This is a genomic window from Paenibacillus sp. EZ-K15, assembly GCF_002573715.1.
Classification (GTDB): Bacteria; Bacillota; Bacilli; order Paenibacillales; family Paenibacillaceae; genus Paenibacillus_AQ.
Genome location: NZ_PDHM01000016.1, coordinates 449174 through 470026 on the forward strand (window position 1 = coordinate 449174; position 20853 = coordinate 470026).

Annotated in this window: 16 protein-coding genes and 1 pseudogene; 10 read left to right on the top strand and 7 right to left on the bottom strand. The window is 48.2% G+C overall.

What is annotated here, in order from left to right; all coding sequences use genetic code 11:
• The first annotated feature begins 72 nt into the window (after window positions 1-72).
• Together CRG97_RS14645 and CRG97_RS14650 are read left to right on the top strand one after the other, a co-directional pair.
• Window positions 73-3261, top strand: a complete 3189-nt coding sequence (locus CRG97_RS14645) for a bifunctional cytochrome P450/NADPH--P450 reductase (protein WP_098744132.1) — start codon at window positions 73-75, stop codon at window positions 3259-3261.
• Window positions 3262-3376: 115 nt separating this feature from the next.
• On the top strand, window positions 3377-3748 hold the full coding sequence (locus tag CRG97_RS14650) for a winged helix-turn-helix transcriptional regulator (protein ID WP_098744135.1): 372 nt from the start codon (window positions 3377-3379) through the stop codon (window positions 3746-3748).
• Between the two features lie 77 nt (window positions 3749-3825).
• On the opposite strand, the gene CRG97_RS14655 is transcribed toward CRG97_RS14650, so the two are convergent.
• Window positions 3826-4389: an NAD(P)H-dependent oxidoreductase gene (locus CRG97_RS14655; RefSeq protein ID WP_098744137.1), complete on the bottom strand. Its 564-nt coding sequence runs from the start codon at window positions 4387-4389 to the stop codon at window positions 3826-3828.
• Between the two features lie 327 nt (window positions 4390-4716).
• Between CRG97_RS14655 and CRG97_RS14660 the strand changes: the two genes are divergently transcribed.
• Window positions 4717-5532 carry a ZIP family metal transporter gene (locus CRG97_RS14660; RefSeq protein ID WP_076323311.1) on the top strand — a complete coding sequence of 272 codons (816 nt, stop codon included), beginning with the start codon at window positions 4717-4719 and terminating at the stop codon, window positions 5530-5532.
• 201 nt (window positions 5533-5733) lie between these two features.
• Window positions 5734-6693, top strand: coding sequence for a DUF4097 family beta strand repeat-containing protein (locus CRG97_RS14665; protein WP_098744140.1), 960 nt, complete (start codon window positions 5734-5736; stop codon window positions 6691-6693).
• A 118-nt stretch (window positions 6694-6811) separates the two neighbouring features.
• Here the strand turns inward: CRG97_RS14665 and CRG97_RS14670 are convergent.
• Window positions 6812-7196: pseudogene (locus tag CRG97_RS14670) on the bottom strand (transposase); the annotation flags it as partial.
• A gap of 482 nt (window positions 7197-7678) precedes the next feature.
• On the bottom strand, window positions 7679-9724 hold the full coding sequence (locus tag CRG97_RS14675) for a serine hydrolase domain-containing protein (RefSeq protein ID WP_098744144.1): 2046 nt from the start codon (window positions 9722-9724) through the stop codon (window positions 7679-7681).
• A gap of 277 nt (window positions 9725-10001) precedes the next feature.
• On the opposite strand from CRG97_RS14675, the gene CRG97_RS14680 reads away from it, so the two are divergent.
• The 5 genes from CRG97_RS14680 to CRG97_RS14700 all read left to right on the top strand — a co-directional run bounded on the left by CRG97_RS14680 (window position 10002) and on the right by CRG97_RS14700 (window position 16503).
• Window positions 10002-10790: an alpha/beta fold hydrolase gene (locus CRG97_RS14680; RefSeq protein WP_237566400.1), complete on the top strand. Its 789-nt coding sequence runs from the start codon at window positions 10002-10004 to the stop codon at window positions 10788-10790.
• 108 nt (window positions 10791-10898) lie between these two features.
• Window positions 10899-11723: a MerR family transcriptional regulator gene (locus CRG97_RS14685; protein WP_098744147.1), complete on the top strand. Its 825-nt coding sequence runs from the start codon at window positions 10899-10901 to the stop codon at window positions 11721-11723.
• A gap of 53 nt (window positions 11724-11776) precedes the next feature.
• Window positions 11777-12799 carry a serine hydrolase domain-containing protein gene (locus CRG97_RS14690; protein WP_098744150.1) on the top strand — a complete coding sequence of 341 codons (1023 nt, stop codon included), beginning with the start codon at window positions 11777-11779 and terminating at the stop codon, window positions 12797-12799.
• A gap of 325 nt (window positions 12800-13124) precedes the next feature.
• Window positions 13125-15329 (top strand): heavy metal translocating P-type ATPase, encoded by a 2205-nt coding sequence (locus tag CRG97_RS14695; protein WP_098744153.1) that lies wholly within the window; start codon window positions 13125-13127, stop codon window positions 15327-15329.
• 148 nt (window positions 15330-15477) lie between these two features.
• Complete coding sequence (locus tag CRG97_RS14700) at window positions 15478-16503, top strand: glycoside hydrolase family protein (protein WP_098744156.1); 1026 nt, start codon at window positions 15478-15480, stop codon at window positions 16501-16503.
• A 230-nt stretch (window positions 16504-16733) separates the two neighbouring features.
• Here CRG97_RS14700 and CRG97_RS33615 read toward each other — a convergent pair whose 3' ends face one another.
• Genes CRG97_RS33615 through CRG97_RS14710 form a run of 3 tightly spaced genes read right to left on the bottom strand, consistent with a single transcriptional unit; the run spans window position 16734 to window position 18024 of the window.
• Entirely contained in the window at window positions 16734-16829 is a 96-nt protein-coding gene (locus CRG97_RS33615; protein ID WP_161952935.1) for a LamG domain-containing protein, read from the bottom strand.
• A gap of 12 nt (window positions 16830-16841) precedes the next feature.
• On the bottom strand, window positions 16842-17375 hold the full coding sequence (locus CRG97_RS14705; RefSeq protein WP_098744159.1) for a chromate transporter: 534 nt from the start codon (window positions 17373-17375) through the stop codon (window positions 16842-16844).
• Window positions 17376-17388: 13 nt separating this feature from the next.
• Window positions 17389-18024: a chromate transporter gene (locus CRG97_RS14710; protein WP_098744162.1), complete on the bottom strand. Its 636-nt coding sequence runs from the start codon at window positions 18022-18024 to the stop codon at window positions 17389-17391.
• 270 nt (window positions 18025-18294) lie between these two features.
• On the opposite strand from CRG97_RS14710, the gene CRG97_RS14715 reads away from it, so the two are divergent.
• On the top strand, window positions 18295-19560 hold the full coding sequence (locus CRG97_RS14715) for an anaerobic sulfatase maturase (protein WP_237566401.1): 1266 nt from the start codon (window positions 18295-18297) through the stop codon (window positions 19558-19560).
• A 127-nt stretch (window positions 19561-19687) separates the two neighbouring features.
• Here the strand turns inward: CRG97_RS14715 and CRG97_RS14720 are convergent, their stop codons facing one another.
• Window positions 19688-20683 carry an ROK family protein gene (locus CRG97_RS14720; protein WP_161952936.1) on the bottom strand — a complete coding sequence of 332 codons (996 nt, stop codon included), beginning with the start codon at window positions 20681-20683 and terminating at the stop codon, window positions 19688-19690.
• Window positions 20684-20853: the final 170 nt, after the last annotated feature.

Below are 20853 nucleotides of genomic sequence, written 5' to 3' on the forward strand. Positions count from 1 at the left end.
CTGTATAGGAATTCACCCGTCCAAACAAAGGGACGCATTCTAAAGAAACAATGGATCATGGAGGGAGATCGAATGTCAGATACGAAGCAAGTACCTCAACCTAAAACTTACGGACCGCTGGGCAATCTGCCTCTGCTGGATTCCGCAGCTCCGGTCCAATCGCTTGTGAAGGTCGCCTCGGAACTCGGGCCGATATTTCAATTTCAGTATCCGGGCGGACGCAGGGAGCTGTATGTCTCCGGACACGAATATGTCAAGGACGCGTGTGACGAGAAGCGTTTTGATAAACGTATCTGGGCGCCGCTTCAGAATGTCCGTCCTTTTGCAGGTGACGGATTGTTTACGAGCGCTACACATGAGCCCAACTGGAAAAAAGCACATAACATCCTGCTCTCCAGCTTTAGCCAGCGTGCGATGCAAGGCTACCATACGAAAATGGTCGATATCGCCATGCAGCTTATCCAGAAATGGGCTCGGCTCAACCCCGACGAAACCGTGGACGTTCCTGCCGACATGACGCGCCTGACGCTGGATACCATCGGCCTGTGCGGATTTAATTACCGGTTTAACAGCTTCTACCGGGAAGACAATCATCCGTTTATCGACAGCATGGTGCGGGCTCTCGATGAAGGCATGAACCAGCTGCATCGTTTGGGCATACAAGATATGTTTATGATTAAAAAGAAGCGGCAGTTTCAGGAAGATGTTCAGGACATGTTCTCGCTCGTTGATGAGCTCATTCAAGATCGCAAGAAGTATGGCGGCGAAGAAGGGGATTTGCTTGCGCATATGCTGGAAGGTGTCGATCCGGATACAGGCGAGCGCCTGGATTCGGAGAATATCCGATATCAGATGATTACGTTTCTTATCGCGGGGCATGAGACGACAAGCGGATTGCTGTCCTTTGCCATTTATTTTTTGTTGAAAAATCCGGATACATTGCAAAAAGCGGTAAGCGAGGTGGACCGCGTTCTGAAAGATCCCGTGCCGACTTACAATCAGGTTCGGGAACTCAAATACGTCCGCATGGTTCTCAGCGAGTCGCTGCGCTTATGGCCAACGGCACCTGCTTTCTCGTTATATGCCAAGGAAGATACGGAGATCGGAGGAACCTATCCGATCAAGAAGGGGGATAGCGTAACGGTCCTGATTCCGGGACTGCATCGAGACTCCCGCGTGTGGGGAGACGACGTGGAGACGTTCAGACCGGAGCGTTTCGAAGATCCCAGCAAGGTGCCGCATGACGCTTACAAACCGTTTGGCAACGGACAACGCGCATGTATCGGGCAGCAGTTTGCGCTGCAGGAGGCAACCTTGGTGCTTGGTTTGGTGCTCAAATATTTTAAATTGATCGAAAACCAGTCGTATGAGTTGAAGGTTAAGGAAACCCTCACTTTGAAGCCGGAAGGGTTTCATATTCAAGTTCGAAGCCGTCAAGAGGGGGCCGCACTCTTGGTTCCGGGAGCAGGTAAGGCGGTGTCACCCGAGACGGAGAAGCGGGAATTCGCCAAGTCGCCAGATAAAACGGCGACCAATGCCCATCATACACCGCTGCTCGCTTTATACGGGTCCAACTTGGGCACGGCAGAGGGAATTGCCCGAGAGGTGGCGGATGCTGCGAAGCACCAAGGGTTCGACAGCCAGGTAGGTACGTTGGACGATTATGCCGGAAGGCTTCCGAAGGAAGGTGCCGTCATCATTGTAACCGCCTCGTACAACGGACAGCCGCCTTCCAATGCAAAAGCATTTACGGAATGGCTGGAGAATGCCGCTGAATCAGAAATCCAGGGTGTGCGATATGCCGTATTCGGCTGCGGGGATCACAACTGGGCAAGCACCTATCAGCGGATTCCTCGTTTGATAGACGAACAGCTTGCTGTCAAAGGGGCGCAGCGATTGCTCACGCGCGGTGAGAGTGATGCCAGCGGCGACTTTGAGCGTGAAGTCGATGAATGGACAGAGCATTTATGGCCGGATCTGATGCAATCGCTAGGTCTACCTCTGATGTCCGTCAATGAACTGAAGCGCAGTACCTTGTCTCTCCAGTTCGTGCAGGGAGCGGCCGCCGTGCCTCTGGCAGAAACCTACCAGGCTGTAACCGGGCGCGTTGCTCACACCCGCAATCTGCAGCATGCGGACAGCGGAAGGATCACGCAGCATATCGAAATCTCGCTGCCGGCGGGAACGGATTATCGTGAAGGAGATCATCTGGGAGTGCTTCCGGTCAATCCAAAGACGTTGGTTCAGCGAGTTCTCCGAAGATTCAAACTGGATGCGGGTGCACATCTTATCTTGTCTGCTGAAGGAAGAAGCGGTGCGCATTTGCCGACAGGCATTCCTGTCCGTCTGGACGACCTGCTGTCCCGGAGCGTGGAGCTGCAGGAGCCGGCCACAAGAGCGCAGATTCGGGAGATGGCCGCTAGTACGGTATGTCCGCCGCATGTGAAAGAGCTTCAAGAGCTGCTTTCGGAAGATACCTATCAGGCTGAAGTGCGGGCCAAACGGATCACCATGCTCGACCTGCTGGAGCGGTATGAAGCCTGCGAGCTGTCGTTTGAACGGTTTCTTGAGCTCCTGCCTCCATTGAAGCCGAGATATTATTCGATTTCCAGCTCCCCGAAGATTAGCCGGAATACGGCAAGCATTACGGTCAGTGTCGTTCGGGAGCAAGCGTGGAGCGGCCAAGGAGAATACAGAGGCGTGGCTTCCAACTATCTGGAACAATTGGAGACGGGGGCGGAGGTTCTGATGTTCATTCGTTCGCCGGAGTCGGGCTTTGCGCTGCCGGAGGATCCGGCAACGCCAATCATTATGATTGGGCCGGGCACGGGCGTGGCTCCGTTCAGGGGATTCATCCAGGCAAGACAAGCGCTTCGAGAGGCTGGGCAGAAGCTGGGTGCTGCGCATCTGTACTTCGGCTGTCGGAATCCGGAGCAAGACTATCTTTACCGCGAGGAGTTTGAGCAGGCGGAGAGAGAAGGTCTGGTCACCCTGCATACGGCCTTTTCGAGGGTAGACGGTGTGGAGAAATGCTATGTCCAGCATTTAATGACACAAGACGGAGCGTTATTGCTGTCACTGCTTGAGGCAGGAGCGCAAATGTACATTTGCGGTGACGGCTCCCGGATGGCCCCGGAGGTGGAACAAACGCTGATCCGTTCCTATCGGGATCGACATGGCGTGAATGCAGAAGAGGCTGCCGCCTGGCTATCCGGGCTGGAAGCGTCGGGGCAATATGTAAAGGACGTCTGGGCCGGATAATCATCATGACAGCGGAATTCGTCGTTCTATAGATCTCCTTGCGATCCAGTACTGTTTTTATGTTAAGATGAACAGTACATGATAAATGGAACAGATTAGAAGGAGAGTGTGACTTATGCGCGAAACTGAAACCTGTGTTCCGACTGGCGTGAAACCACAAGACACCGGCTTTGGTTATACGTTATCCTTGATCGGCGGTAAATATAAAATGATCATCCTGTATTGGCTGTCTGAAAATAAGGTTATGCGGCATAATGAGCTGAAGCGAAGCATTGGTTCCATATCCTTTAAGACGCTAAGCGTCATGTTAAAGGAGCTGGAGGCAGATGAGCTAATCGTTCGCACGGAATATCCCCAGGTCCCTCCCAAAGTCGAATACACCTTGTCGGAACGCGGACTCTCCCTCATTCCTGTGTTACGTATGATGTGCGAGTGGGGAGAGCAAAACAGTCCGCCGGCGCTGGAAGCTGTGCAGCTGGAAGCATGAGGTTTTGTTATATCCAAAGAAGTATTTCCTGAACAAGGAAATACTTCTTTTTTTAACGGCTTCATTCAGTTAACGCATCAAAGGTTATCTATGAACTTTAAGTAATCTTGTGCACTTGTATCCAATGCGCTATGAGGAGGCGATAGGTCCATGTCAGGCGCATTACCGCCAGGAGCAGCCTCTTGCCCGTAAAACGCAAAGAACGAACGATAATCTGCCTCGCAGTAGAGGAAGGTTGTTTCAAAAGGTGTTAATATCTGTGCAAGTGTGTAGCGATACCTTCCGTCTTCCCGATAATCTTCTTTTTTTATGCCAGCCGAAACCGCTAATCCAACTTTGCGCTTCTTTAACTTATCGCCTCCATTTGAACCGTAAGCCCACCCGTAAGCGAAAACCTCGTCAAGCCATTTTTTGAGGAGCGGCGGGCAATTAAACCAATAGATAGGAAATTGTAAAATAAGATTGCTATGCGATTCAATGAGCTGCTGTTCTTTTTGTACATCAATGTTTCCATCAGGGTAAACCTTATATAATTCGTGAACAGTATACTTCTCCGGATATTGCTTTAGTTCCTCGACCCAGCGCTTATTGATGACCGAGGTTTCCAGACTTGGATGCGTTACGATAACAAGAGTTTTCAATGATTTTTCCTCCTTGAGCGTGATTTATTTTCTTAGTATAAAGTGATCGCTACAAGGATGTAAGTATGCACTTTTAGTACAGGTACTTACCAAAAGGTGAGTGTTGCGGAGGAAAACATCGTTTATAAATTGTAGAGTTACAGAAAATAAATAACAACCATGATTGCATATTATGATATATAATAATTTGCACTGACTGCATTAAGATGAACTCCCGCGGGTACATAAACTCTAGAGCACTCTCTGGATAATCGGTAATGTATGTAAGGCCTATATTAGGAGATATTATCTGTATCATATTATTTTCGTAAAAGGAGTTCTTGTTTAATGGTAGATTTTTTTATGAATTTCAATCCCATTATCCAAGCATTACTAGCCACCTTGTTTACTTGGGGAATGACGGCGTTAGGGGCGGCTGTTGTTTTTTTTACAAAAACATTGAACCAGCGCCTGCTGGATAGTATGTTGGGTTTTGCTGGCGGTGTCATGATTGCGGCCAGTTACTGGTCCCTATTGGCTCCAGCCATCGAGATGTCGGAAGGCAATCCGATCGGGAACTGGTTTCCGGCTGCCTTCGGATTTTTATTAGGCGGAATCTTTATATGGGGAATCGATAAGGTATTACCCCATCTTCATCCCAATTCTCCGATTGGAGGAGCGGAAGGATATAATCCAAAAGTCAGAAAACGGAGTACTCTGCTGGTACTCGCAATTACCCTTCACAACATTCCGGAAGGGCTAGCGGTCGGGATCGCATTTGGCGCGCTTGCTAATGGAGGGACTGAAGCATCGCTGGTAGGCGCTCTGACGCTGGCTCTGGGAATCGGGATTCAAAACTTCCCGGAGGGCGTTGCAGTTTCCATGCCCCTACGAGGCGACGGAATGTCTCAGCGAAAAAGCTTTTTCTATGGACAGTTCTCGGGTATGGTGGAACCGGTAGCCGCGGTAATCGGCGCAGTAGCCGTCGCCTTTATAGAACCCATGCTGCCTTACGCATTGAGTTTTGCGGCCGGTGCTATGATTTTCGTTGTAGCTGAAGAGGTCATTCCAAGCTCGCAAGAAAAAGGCAACAAGGATTTAGCGTCCATGAGTTTAATGTTCGGTTTCGTATTGATGATGATTCTTGATGTGGCGTTGGGGTAGAGACGAGAACAGCCAGCCGGGTACGGATTGGCTGTTTTTGCGTTCCAATCCGCAGGTGAGCGATACTGGACTTAGGTCGAGGTTCCCATCTCATTCGCGGGACCAATCCTCAAGTCTCTAAATGGATGCTATACTGAATAAGACTTCAGGATTCGGCAGAAGAGAGACAAAAAGGGACGACGGAAGGAATGGGAACACGTTATGCAAAAGAAAACAGGTATATTGATCGTAGTGGCCGGCGTACTGCTGCTGCTTTTTACGATGAACCCGATGAACATTTTTTCGGATGTTCAATTCGGATTTTCCTTTGACACCAAGAAAATTAATGAAGAGAAAATAGTGGCCGCTGATGATTTTCGGGATTTGACCCTACAGACTGGGAGCACTGACATTGAAGTCACTAAGGGAAATTCAGACGAGATTAAGGTTCGACTGAACGGAAAGGTAAGCTCGAAAAATGTAGACCAAGTGAAATTGAAGGTCGAGCCAAACGGCGATACGCTGGTGATCGGGGTCGATGTTCCTGACGGTATTCAGTTTGGCATACGTATACTGGATATCGATTTATCGGTGGAGTTACCGGAAAAGCAATGGACAGCTGCAAAAATAGAAAGTGGAAGCGGCAATCTCGAGATCGGTAGTATGCATGGAGATGAGGTCACGATCAAGGCAAGCAGCGGAAATGTTAATGTTCAGGATGTGAAGGCAGGCTCGCTGACGGTGCATACGGGCAGCGGTAATCTCAAGGCTGAGGAGATTGAAGCCGAGTCGTTAGCGTTAGAGTCAGGATCTGGCAATATATCGGCGGAACGCTATCATGCCACAACGCTGAACTTCAAAAATGGAAGCGGCTATGTTGAACTGAAGGACGGGGAGTCGGCCGTCCAAGGAAAGGTGGGCTCAGGAAACATACGCCTGGAGTCGGAGCGGTTAATCTATGATACCGACCTGCAAGCTGGAAGCGGGAACGTGACCATCGATCTGGTTCAAGAGCCTTCCTCTCTGGAAGTTGATTATCAAGGAAAGTCCGGTGATGGGAAAATACAGTGGGACGGAATACGATATGAGGTAAAAGACGAAGGCAGGCTGAAGGGAACGTTCGGCAGCGGCGACGCAGTGCTGAAAGTTCGCACAGGGTCTGGAAACTTCAAGCTGGAGTAAAGCAGGTCACAATAGATTTAATGAAATGACGAGAAGGGGCCGTCCCAAAAGTAGATTTAGTTGCTTGACGTACGGCTCTCATAAACAGAAAGTGTGTCAAATAAAGCCATGGCGGTGCTCAGGATGTTATTCCCACACCGCTATGGCTTCTGTTTTGATCATTGGCCGCCTTCTTGAGGAAATTATGAGCAAGCGAAAGCCACCCGACCTCCAGGCTCTCTTTCTGCAGGCCCCGAAGCATAAATCGCCGGAATCCTCGGTTGTTTTTGATCTGCCCAAACACACTTTCCGGTTCGACCATTCGCCGAACGGACAACGCATGCCCCTCCTCGCTTCGAAGTTTCTCCCTTGCTTGCTGCCTGTAACGAAGATACTTGAGGCTTACGGTGATTTCCCGGTCTCCCTGGGCTTTCGTACGTGTTTTTTTGAGCGGACAACCTTCGCAGCTTTCGCTTCGATAGAGCCGCTTTTTGTATTTCATATCCACTATCCATCGTTTCCTTTTATAGGCACTCACAAAGATTCGGTCGTCCAAACGGTTGATGGCTTAATTGACGACGCGAACCAGATGGTGTTGAGGGATATCTTCCTCCAAATCCATTGGCAGATAGAGTTGGTCCATGGTATAAAAAGAAACCGTTCCTTTCGTAAATGGTTTGGCTAGCACCTCCATTTTACCAAAGAACGGTTTCTTTGCGTCTAAAAGCAAGCAATCTGCACGGCGTAGCGGAGAGGACGAATCGATTCCGGACAAGCGTCAGCGCTTGCCTTTGCCCCCACATTTCGTCCTTGCTCAGAACCATTCCAAGAAATGTGGGGGCAACAGCGATGGTAGGAACGATTCGTACATGGAGCGTCTTCTAACAGCAAGAGGGCGGCCTCCCGCAAGATCTAAGATCTTTGGGACACCCCCTTCTGCCTTGTGCTTATTATTCCGTTTTAAATGCGATATCCTGCTAAAAAAGAATGTCCTAACCTGGTCAAATTAAAAACCAAACGCCTGTTGAATCAGTCTGGCATAGATAGCGGCAGCTTCCTTACGCAGAAGTTTATCGGACGGCCGGTAATCCGCGGCCCCGTTTGCGTCTTTTGTCACCTCGGGTCCATGCATCCCGGATCCGACCATGAACTGTACGGCTTCATCTGCCCAGGCAGCCGGTTTTGAGCTGAGTTTAGCCGGAACCGCCTTCGCGCCAAGCGTGTTGTGTGCCACACGCCATATTATAGCAGCAGCCTCTTGGCGCGTGATTGGCTGATCGGGTTCAAAGTTCTGGGTCGGAGTGCCGGTGACGCCCCCTATGTCCGCGACATTCTGCACATAACCAGCGAGCGGGTGCCCTTGCATGTCCTTAAATGAATTCGTGCCTTCGCTAGGCTTCATCCCGGCCAGTCGGCTGATCGCACTGACAAACTCTGCCCGCGTGATCGGTTCATTCGGTCGGAAGCTGGATTGCTCATTCTCGTCAAAAGCCTTGAGAGACTGAACAAAGTAGATATCCTTGGCATAAGGATTCTCTTCCGGGACGTCGTTGTAAACAGCAGGCTCCTCGAGCTTCTCGGACATGCTGTCTATCGCCGTGTAATACATATACGCCACATTGCCGTTATCATCTTCCTTGAAGGCGGCCGGCGTACCGTTCTCATCCACGAATCGCAGCGGACCGACCGGCGTGAGTTTATGCTCGCCCAATGCATCCAAGACCAATAACTCACCTTGGCCAGCCTTCACCTGTGTGGCGATAATCGGTGTTCTTAGACTCCTGAATGTGCCCTCGAATTTCTTGAGCTGCTCCTGATTGAGCGGGAAGTCGTTCTCCTGAACCTGTTTCTTCGGATAAAAATGATCCATGAATTCGGTGAAAAATTCGGCTCGGATGGATGTGCTCGCGTCACTGTTAACAACGATCATGGCTCCGACATTCTGGTCGGGAAGGAGCCAAAGCCAGGAATGATAGCCATCCAAATCGCCACCTTTGCCAATCAGGGTTTGGCCGTTGTGACTGCTGTGCATAAACGACTCGAAACCGTATGACATCAACGGAAGGCCGGCTGCATCATAATGCGTCTGATGCATCAAACGCATGGTCTCTTCCTTCATAATGCGGGAAGATCCGAACTGGCCCTTATTTAGATGGGCGATGATGAAATTGGCCATATCGCTGCCGGTGGCGAACATGCCGCCTTCCGGAGCGATGGTAGGTATGTTTTGGTATGGTTTATACGGATGACGTGCGGCATTGTAGCCTGTGGCAAGGTTCGCGATGATTTCCTCATCCATCCGAAATGCAGCGTGTTCCATTTTTAGCGGGGTGAAAATATGCTTTTTTACATAATCCTCAAACGGTTCCCCCGATACCCGCTCGACAATGTAGCCCTGCATGGAGGAGGCCAGATTATCATAGCGGTAAACCTCTCCGGGCGTGCGAACCACAGCTGGCGCATTGAACCGGATAAAGTCGGCGAGCGGAACCTCACCCTTCTGAACGATATGTGGCGGAACCCCTGCGTTGTCCGTAAAGTCGAAGCCTGTCGTGTGGGTCAATAAATGCTCAACGGTAACGGGCGTCCCAGTATTGTTGTTAATCTTAACATCCGGAATATAGGCAGTTATGTCTTGCTTCAGGTCGATTTTTCCTTCCTCTACCAGTTGCAAGACCGCTGTAGCGGTTATCGATTTGGATATCGAGGCCATACGGAACAAGGTTCGATCGGGATCAATCTTTTTCATGGATGCAAGGTCGGCATAGCCGTAGCCCGTATTCAGCAGCACCTTGCCATCTTTTACAATCACAACAAGCGCACCAGCCAGCATGTCCGAAACATGAGGCTTGGCAAAATAGGCATCGGTGAACGCCTTGACTTCTTTGGAGCTCAGTACCGGTGTTCCCGTATGCTGTGTTGCGGTTCTGCTTGTGGCGGGTTTTGCCGTATCGGCATAGATATCGGCTGGGAAAGCCAGCAGGCTAGCGGACAGCACGGAGGCTGCCAGTACATGAATGGTTCTGGACTTACTTTGTTTATTTGGCTTCATGTGTTCCTCTCCTTGTCAATCGTATTTGATTTCCACTTCATGGTAGATGATGGAGGGAGAAGGAAGAACGGTCCGCAGAATGAGTTTTAACTGGCTCCTCGGGAGGAACCAGGCCTCGACTTTGGTCCAGGGGAGAAATAATAACTGAGAAGCAAAACATTTGGTTTTATACTAATTAATGAATTTAAGTATAAATTGATTTTGATTATGATCATAAACGGATCTTAATGTATACTATTTAATATGTATTAGTATAAATTATTCGTGTGACTGGGGGATGAACAATCTGAATCTATACATCAAGGAGAGCGGAAACAAGCAGGCAGCAAGGATGATCGTATTTTTACATGGCGGCGGTGTGAGCGGCTGGATGTGGAACAAGCAGCTTACCTATTTTGAAGGCAGCTTCTGCCTGATTCCTGACTTGCCCGGACATGGGCGCAGCCCCGGCAATCCGTCTTTTTCCATAAGCCGCACCGCGGAGCAGCTTAACGAGCTGATTTCAACTAAAGCTGACGGACGGGAGATTGTTGTTTTCGGCTTTTCACTAGGGGCTCAAATTCTCGTGGAGATGATATGTCAACGACCCCACCTTATTGATTATGCCATCGTAAACAGCGCATTGCTGAGGCCGATGCCGGCAGCGCTTAAGCTGATTGAACCTTCTGTTCGATTAAGCTTCCCTTTAACAAGATACAGATGGTTTTCCAGATGGCAGGCAAGCGCGCTGTACGTGAATGAGGTTGATTTTGAACAGTATTACGCGGAAACTCTGCGTATGAAGCGGGAGCTATTGGTTTCGGTGCTGAAGGAGAATATGTCCTATTCAATCTCTCCAAGGATTCAAGAATCAACAACGAAGTTATTGGTGACGGTTGGGGAGAAGGAGAGAGGCAGTGTTAAGAAATCGGCTGAGGATCTCGTACAGCTGAGCGAAAGCGCTGACGGGATCATCTTTCCCGGTATTGGGCACGGCATACCGCTTGCCGATCCGGCGCTGTTTAATCGGGTAGTGGAACATTGGCTTAACACCGGTACAATTCCGGAAGGTACTCCTCATTTATAGTGGGGACTGGCAGCTCACCCCCCTCATAATTTGCTGTAGACTTTGCCCTTGGGGCAAGGTGTATAGTGATCTTGAACCAAGATCCGAAACCAGAAAAGAGGTGCACCTTTGCTGTCGATCGGAGAATTCTCCAAAATATGTGAAGTATCTACAAAGACGCTTCGATATTACGATGAAATCGGGTTAATTCATCCGGATCAGATCAATCCGGAAAACGGTTATCGCTATTATTCCATCAGTCAATTAAAGACAATGCTCTATATCAACCGTTTGAAGTCCTATCATTTTTCGCTGGAAGAAATCAAAGAGATTCTGGAAGGGGAAGCGGATCAATCCGAAGAGAAGCTTCGTCTCGCCCTTAATCGCAAACGTCGGGAAATTCAGGAGAAGTTACACGCATATGAATATACCCTAAAGCAAATGAACCAGGATATCTTGAATCTGGAGCAGGGTATACATCTGATGTCATATCTGGATGATATTGAAGTACAGCTTGTTGAAACGGGGTCTATGAATATCCTTTACATGCGTCAGATGATGAGCAGTGATGACTATACTTTAGGATATGGCAGGTATTACAGCAGGTTATATGAAAAGATTGCTAGGGAGAAACTCACCTTGGTTGGAACGCCCATGACGATATATCACAGCCCGGAATATCATCCTGCAGGCAATGACACAGAGTTTGCCCTCCCGATCAAGGAGGCTGTAAAGGGAACGAGAGATTTGTGCGGGGGCCTTTGTGCGAGGTCTGTTTTAAAGGGGGCTTATTCTAATTTGACATCGGTATATGCCAAGCTAAGGGAGTGGGTAGAGAATGAAGGATATGCTTTGACTCAATCTCCCTATGAAGTCTATGTAACCGACCCGTACCAAGCCTTGACTGCCGAGGAAATGGTTACCGAGGTGTATTTCCCCGTGACGAAGAAGTAAGAGATGTACATATACCATATGGCTTAAATAATGAATTCTGTGAGGTATTTATAATGAAAAGAAACTACTGGCCAACAACAGCATGGCATACCCTAGCCCCGGCGACCTTGGGAATGGACGCTGACAAGCTATCTGAGCTGGACACATTGATCAAAACCGAATATCCCGACATTAATGGTATTGTCATGGTTAGAAATGGAGCTATCGTGTATGAAAAATATGATCATGGATATGGTCCGGAGGATAGGCACCATGTTGCATCGGTTACGAAAAGTATCATTTCCGCACTTATAGGCATTGCTATAGATGCAGGCTATATTCAACATGTAGATCAGAAGGTGCTGGATTTTTTTCCTGAATATGAACAAGAGACTGCTCATCGACAAAAACAAGAAATTACGATACGCCATCTTCTCACGATGACCGCTCCTTATCCATTTGAGGACTGGCACGAACCCTTGGACAAACTGTGCATGCAATTAGATTGGGTACATTATACGCTGGATATGCTGGGCATCGGTGGAAGCCTGGGAGCATTTAAGTATTCTACTGCAGGGGGGCATCTCCTTTCAGCGATCATAACTCGGAGCACGGGAACAAGCGCCCGCGCGTTTGCTAACGAACACTTGTTTAAACCAATCGGCATGAACGAAATTCCGGATTATGACATGAGCTCATTCGGATTTGATGATTTATTCGGAAAAGACGTCAGGGGATGGGTCAAAGACCCGGCCGGTAACTCTACTGGAGGGTGGGGGCTTACGTTAAGTCCTCGAGACATGGCTCGTTTTGGCCTTCTTTATTTGAACCGCGGCACATGGGACAATCAACCGATTATATCGGGGGCATGGATTGACCAATCAACGGCGATGAATTCTAATCATTATGGATATCTTTGGTGGCTGCGGGATGAGGATGGGGTATCTGCATACTCGGCAGTAGGCGACGGCGGCAATATCATTTGCTGCATTCCCCAAAAAGACTTGGTTGTCGCCATTGCATCGGCATTTACCGTCAATCCTCGGGATCGATGGACACTGATTAAAGAACACATCATCCCGGCGATCATCGACTAAATATAATCCACAAATTGATGATGTTAAAAGAACAAGAATATCTACGCGTATGAAGGGGCTGTCCTAAAAGATCTTAGATCTTGCGGAAGGCCCCCTTCTTGCTGTTAGAAGACGCTCCATGTACGAATCGTTCCTCCCATCGCTGTCGCTTGTCCGGAATCGATTCGTCCTCTCCGCTACGGGGCTTTTATGGTTACTGCACATTGCTTTCAGGCAAAAACAGCAATAGCTGGCTCTTCCTAACCATTCTGATGTTTCGTGTATTTTCATACAATGTATGGACAAGCGAAAGCAGAAATATTGCAGAGAGTGGGGAGGAACCGTTGTGAAGCTGCATCAAATCCATGTGACGGGCATGACTTGCACAGCTTGTGCAGCCCGGATCGAAAAAGTTCTTCGGAAAGTGGAAGGCGTTCAATCTGCCCGTGTCAGCCTCGCCTTATCTCAGGCCACGATTCATTATGAACCGACGCAGATTGGATTAGACACGATCTTGGAGAAAATCGAAAAGCTTGGCTATGGAGCGACCGACAGGCTGTCGCATCCGCAGGCAGGGATCGAGGCGGAGACGGGGGCTTATCGCATTCGGTTCGTCATCGCCGCTTGTTTATCGGTCCCACTCCTATGGGCGATGATGGCGCATGTTGCCGATTGGCCTGCACAATGGACGCCGGATTTGCTGATGGAACCTGTATTTCAATGGGTGCTCGCTACGTTGCTTCAGTTTGGCGTCGGATTTCCTTTCTATTACGGAGCTTACCAGGCTATGATCCATCGTACAGCAAACATGGATACCCTTGTTGCGTTAAGCACCTCGGTGGCTTATTTCTACAGCCACTATGTCATGTTTGAATCCAGGCACAGTTCAGCGCATCCAACGCTTTATTTTGATACGATTGCGATGGTGATGACAGCGGTACTCCTGGGCAAGTGGCTTGAGACCATGGCCAAGGGTAGAGCGTTGAAACAACTTAGTGCATTATATGAGCTTCAGGTTAAACGGGTTCGAGTCGTCCGCAGTCATGGGGAAGAATGGATTTCTGCGGATCAAGTGCAGATCGGGGACCGGATCCGAGTGAACCATGGAGAATGGATTTCCATTGACGGCTTTGTTCAGTCGGGATCGGCGGATGCCGATGAATCTATGCTGACAGGTGAAAGCACAGCGGTGGCCAAGGGCATGAGGGATCGAGTTTACGCCGGAACGCGTTGTCTGGTCGGACGTTTGGACATCGTGGTTGATAAGAATCATGGCGAAACCCGTCTATCTCAAATGATTGGGCTTATCGAGTCTGCACAACAGGGGAAACCGGCCATTCAGTTAGCCGTTGACCGTATAGCGGGGATATTTGTTCCCGTGATGATCGGTTGTGCTGCACTTACTTATGCGGGATGGCTCTGGTTTTCCCAGGCTCCCGATGCATCCGAAACGGCGATGCGCCACGCGCTGTCTGTTTTACTGATTGCCTGTCCCTGTGCGCTTGGTTTAGCTACGCCGGTATCCATCCTGATCGCAACCGGATCGTCTGCCCAAAGAGGCGTTCTATTCAAAGACGGCCGGTCTCTAGAGGGTTTGCGTAGAACCGATGTTGTATTGTTGGATAAGACAGGCACGTTGACGGAAGGAAGACCTCAACTCACAGCGATTCACACTGCGAACGGCAGCAACGCTGCCTACGTACTATCCATGTCGGCAGCGCTGGCTTCTCGGTCCGCTCACCCGTTAGCACAAGCCATCGTACGAGCCGCCCAAGACAAACATTCCCCACTTTTGGAAGCACAAAAATTCCAAGAGCGGGTTGGGAAAGGGATGGAAGGCTATGTCAAAGGAGAGCACATATGCGTGGGAAATCGGAAATGGCTGCTGGAGCAGGGCATACAACTGGAAATTCCACCAGATCAACCTGGCTTTACAAGGCTTTATGTCGCCGTGAACGGGAAGTGCATCGGATCGCTTGTATTGATTGACAAGCTAAGAAAAGATGCCCGGAAGATTGTACAGGAGTTAAAGCGCAGAGCCGATGTGTGGATGGTAACCGGAGATGAGGAACAGGCCGCCGTGGCGGTTGCGGCCGCGGCAGGGATCGATCAGATGCGTGCAGGCATGCTTCCTGACGACAAGCTGGCGTTCATTCGCGAGCTTCAACATCAAGGACGTTCCGTTGCCATGATTGGCGATGGCATAAACGATGCAGCTGCGCTGGCTGTGGCAGATGTCGGCATGGCGATGGGCGGGGGAGCGGATGCGGCTAAACAGGCCGGCGACATCGTGCTGATCGGGAACAAGCTTTTCAACATAATCGATGCGTATACATGGAGCCGCCAAACGATGCGGAATGTTCATCAGAATTTGCTATTTGCTCTGCTGTATAACGCCATTACCGTGCCATTGGCTGCATGTGGTTATTTGGATCCACGCATCGCTTGCATCGGCATGGCGGCAAGCTCCGTGCTTGTTGTTGCGAATGCGCTTAGATTGCAGCTTAAGGTGCAGAGATTAGATAAGAACCGCATAACTGTGAATGGTTGAATGAATAAGCCGTGACGCTATGGTCACGATCATGGCGAAACCTTATGATTCTCACGACCTTCCCGTTCTGCTAGAATATCTCATGTAAGGGAAATGAGAGCGGTTGTGAGAAAGGATAGCCAAACCATGCTCACGGGAGGTCATATTAATGAATAATCCGATTAATGCGAGGTTACTGCCTGCGCCAGTGAACGGCGGATATTGTGAAGAAGATTATTTTATCTGGTGCGGGTCATGTGTTAAAGGGGAGGACGGTCGTTATCATCTGTTCGCTTCTCGGTGGAGGAAGGAGCTTGGATTCGGGGTCCACTGGCTATTCAATTGTGAGATCGTAAGGGCAGCCAGCCCGGTGCCGGAAGGTCCTTACCGATTTGAGGAAGTTGTGCTCGGCCGTCGAGATCGCGGCTATTTTGATGGGATGAACCAGCACAATCCTCATATTCAATACTGGAACGGTACGTATTACCTCTATTATATGGGAACAACGTACGGTGGGCCGATACCTGGGCCAGGAGACGTCGTTTCCTCTGAGCGAGGCACGGAGATCTGGAATAACAAAAGAATTGGGTTGGCGACTTCCCGATCGGTATTCGGACCTTGGGAAAGGTCGGACGAACCCCTTTTGCTTCCCCGCCTGGGACAGTGGGACGGCACCGTCACGACCAATCCAGCCGTTGCAATTCTGGCAGATGGCCGTACCTATATGATCTATAAATCGCGGGAGTATAGCGGATCCACACTTCAGTTGGGCGTAGCGGTAGCGGAATGTCCATCCGGTCCTTTCGAGCGGTTATCTGATCATCCAATATTGAACTTCGCCGATCCGGATAAACATGTGGAGGACCCGTTTCTCTGGCATGACGGCGAACGATTCCACCTCCTGATCAAGGATGATTCCAAGAACGGGTCTGAGGGCTTGACGGGAGAATGGGGAGCTGGCGTATATGCCACGAGTACGGATTGTCTGGACTGGAAGATTCATCCCGAGCCCAAGGCGTATTCCCGGACAGTAGCATGGGATGACGGCACGGTTAAAGAAATGTGCAACCTCGAGCGTCCCTACCTTTTATTTGAAGACGGAGTCCCAACCCATTTATTTGCAGCAACCGGTACGGGTACACGTGCCTGGGATTTCACGCACACCTGGAATATGGTCATTCCATTGGCTAGATAAAGGCTGAATACCAGGGCTTCAATAGTGATCGTTTCGAAGGAAAGAAGCCTTCAAATTTATTATGGAACATGAAACAATAAGTAACTAATGCAGCGGCTGACGTTGGAATCAGCAGGTTCGAACAGGAAGAATACGAGGAAAAAAATCTCCCTTGGCGAAGGGAGATTTTTTTAATGTGACGGTTATGCTCGAAATTTCGGTTCGAATAAATTCTCTAATTCCCGTATGGGCTAACGCTGCGCGATCTCGACTACTTCTTCTTCCGTAAACGCATAGCGGTACAGCCGAATCTCGTCGATAAGTCCATTGAACCAGTATTTATGCATATACAAATTGACTTAGAAAATGACGATTCCAGCCACAGCTGCTAAAAAAATAACAGCAAAGGGATGCACTTTGTACTTGGTTACTCCAATAAGGCACCCGGCGCTGATCATCAGGCTCCCTATCATAGGCCAGCTTAGTAAAGCTTCACTTCTCCCGCTAAATGCAAAGTGAATAGCCGCGTAAATAATCATGCCGGTGATAACCGGGCGTAGCCCATAAAACGAAGATTTAACCCAGTTACTACTCTGCATCCGCATGAATAAATCTGTAATCAGAATGACAATAATTAATGATGGAAGAATGATACCAATCGTAGAGACAATCGCTCCTAAAATTCCAGATTCAAAATATCCAATCAAGGTAGCGGCATTCGTAGCAATGGAACCCGGGGCCATCCCTGCAATAGCCACGATCTCCTGGAACTGTTGGTCGTCAATCCATCCACTGCCGGCCACTTCCCGTTGAATCAACGTCATCACCGCATATCCGCCGCCAAAAGAAATAAAACCTACCTTGAGAAAAATTAAAAACAACTTCCAAAGCATATAATGATCACCTTCAGATGTAATATTCGGGGAAATGATGCTCCTTCGTCTCTTCAGGCCGCTCCTTCTCCGTCCTTGTGGTTATTCCATTCCTCCGTTTCCATATCACTACGGCGATTCCGATCGTGGGCCCGCCCAGTATTAAATAGAACGGATGAATTCCGGTAAACAACAAAAGTATTACCGTAATTGCAGCTATAATTAACGTAGCGATATCGAAAACAGATGATTTCCACATTTTATAAGCAGCTACAATAATCAAGGAGACCACCGCGGCATGAATTCCTTTTAGAGCGGCTCCCGCTTTCACATTTTCTTTAAATACGACTCCAAGTAGACTTAAAATTAATACGATAAAAAATGTGGGCAGTGTAATCGCGGCCACGGCGGCAATTGAACCAGCTACACCTCCAAGGCGATATCCAATAAATGCGGCTGAATTAACAGCAACACCCCCAGGAGCAGATCCTGAGACGGATACCATCTCCCCTATTTCCCTTTGATTCATCCATTTCTTCTTATGAACAATCTCCTCTTCAATCGTCGCAATCATTGCATATCCGCCGCCGAACGTAGATGGGCCTATTTTGAAAAAAACCGCAAATATCTGCATAAGCATCTTCACTCGATCATATATCGGATTCTTCATCTAGTTCACCTTCTCAATCTTGTTTTCCTTTCCTTAGGTAAATAACATCTGTATTATAACATGTTTATTTCAATTTGAATTAAAGTTATCAAAAATGGATGAAAATAATTAAATTTAATGTATATTTATCGTAACAATCCCCTTTTTTCATCTGACTAAAATCGATTTTGAAGTTATGTTTATAATATTTTACGGTATACTTTTTATTATTCTGATATTATTTAAAGAGGGTGCTATCTTAAAATTGAAATATAACAGGGGGAGAAATCATTGTCAGAAGGTTGTATCGCAAACGGTCATTCGAGAATTGGCGTCATGTGGAAGACAGTGTCAGAGGATTGTAACTTGGCCTGCGATTACTGCTATTATAGTACTTGCGGGGGTAAACCCGGCCCAAATATCAACCGAATCGAATCTAGTATCTTAGATAAATTCATTAAGGATTATATGGAACAGTGTAACGGTGCGGCCACATTTGCTTGGCAGGGTGGTGAGCCGCTGCTAGCGGGGTACGATTTTTTTGAAGAGGTAGTAGGGCTTCAGGCTCGGCATGCCCTCCCCTATACCGTAATCAGCAATTCCTTGCAAACCAATGCTACATTGATTAATGACAAATGGGCCTCCTTCTTCAAAAAGTATAATTTCCTGATCGGTGTTAGTCTGGATGGCCCCAAGGAGATTCATGATTCCCGCCGAGTGAATTCCGTCGGTAAGGGAAGTTTCAATCGTGTGATGGCTGGAATCGAGCATCTTCACCGCCATCAAGTTGATTTTAATATATTAACGGTTGTTCATAAAGGCAACGTAGGTAGAGCGAAAGAATTGTTGGATTTCTATTGTGAGCATGGTTTCAATTATGTCCAGTTCATCCCATGTATGGATTTCAAGTCCCAGCATGTAGACGAGCCTGGAGTCTACGAAATTACTCCTCAGGAATACGGAGACTTCCTCTGTGAAGTGTTCGACAAATGGTACAATAACGGAAACCCAGAGATGTCCATTCGCTTCTTCGATAATATGCTTAACGTCTACCTTAACCGGGACGCAGAGCTCTGTATCCATCAGGGAGAGTGTCCAACAAACCTGGTGCTTGAGCAGAACGGGGATGCCTTTCCTTGTGATTTTTTCATCAATGAAGATTGGAAAGTCGGCAATGCTAGAACTGATTCTATAACAAGTATGCTTGCCCATCCTAACTTTGACCGTTTCCGCCAACTGAAGCCAACCCTTTCAGAAAACTGTCGCACCTGTAATTGGAAACGATTATGTTATGGTGGCTGCCCACGTAACCGTAAGTGGAGCCCCGAAGGAAATCAGTCTTCTCCAGACTTCTTCTGTCAAAGCTATAAGCAAATATATAGCTATGCTCATGAGAGAATGCTCGAATTGGGCAAAAGGTTACGTAAGGAAATGTACTCCAATAACTTGAAACGCTATTTCAAAGGAAAGGCCCCTGGTCGCAACGAACCTTGTCCTTGCGGGAGCGGCAAAAAATATAAAATCTGCTGTGCCTCTGATCTTCCCCGTATCTTGTAACAGAATTACTAATTGGGGTGTAAATTTATCAGACAGAGGGCAATGCATTGAATCAAAAGGAAAATCCATCTTGCAAAGCGAAATAGCCGCTTCTAAGATGGATTTTTCATTATTTCAAGACTCGTTGTTATTCCGTAAATGAATCAATGATGTGGCAACCAGCACCAATGGCAACAATATTGTAGTTTGCAGCAGGCTTGTATTGGATGTTCATCTCGGGCATGTTTGTCATTCGTTTCGTGACAGCATCGACGGCAGTATTGAAAAAAACAGGATTCGGACCTAAAGCACCTCCGATAATAACCGTATCCGGTTGTGTAATGAGGATCAAATTGAACAGACCTACGCCAAAATAATATGCAGCGGTTCTTACGACTTGACAGGTCAATGGATCTTCAAGTGTAAGCGCCTCTTGCAAATGCTCGAACTCGAAATACTCGATATTGTCTACGAGCTCAGTGAGCTTGGAAGGTTGTCCTAGCCTAATTAGGCGGATGAGTTCGTGACGAATGGCTTGAATGCTGCTTAACGCCTCCAAGCATCCATAGGAGCCGCAGGAGCACCTTGGACCATTTACATCGACGACCATATGGCCGAATGCACGATCGGATAAGACAGAAAGACGATTTTCGATACCGAGGTTTGTAACCAATCCGCTCCGGATGCCGATACTACACATGGTGTAGATGAGGCGTTCTCCCCGATCAGGGTTGAATTTGCGGTATTCTCCAAGGGCTGCGAGATCCGCTCCGTTCTTTTCAATGACCCTGACCTTAAATCGTTCTTCTAGTAGTTGCACGATTCCATTTACAGGACGAAGATTTGTCGACCCAAGTCCAATTCCAAGCAGCTTCTCTTGATCTATATGATGCTCCAGAATCAGACGCTGAACGGATTCAACGCAAAAGGCTTGAATGGCTTCGGCACTCTCAGATGAATGAAATTTTTTCTTCGATACATCGACGATATTTAGCTCCAAATCAAGTAATGCAATCGTGATATAAGAGAGTGAAATGTCGACGCCGATTACCGAATAAGCTTCCGGATTAATCCGATACATAAGTGGTTTTCTGCCCCCGCTAGAGAGGCCATACCCTGATAATTGAATCAAATTCGCTTGCATGAGCTCTTCTAATAAGCGAGCACAGGTATTGGGTTTTAATTTGGATAATTCTACGACATCACTGACCGACACAGGCCCGAATTTATGGATAATCCGATACATGGTTTGTAAATTCAAGTTTTTGGGTGACATTGGTTGTGTAAACTGTTTGAGCAGAAGAATCACTTCCT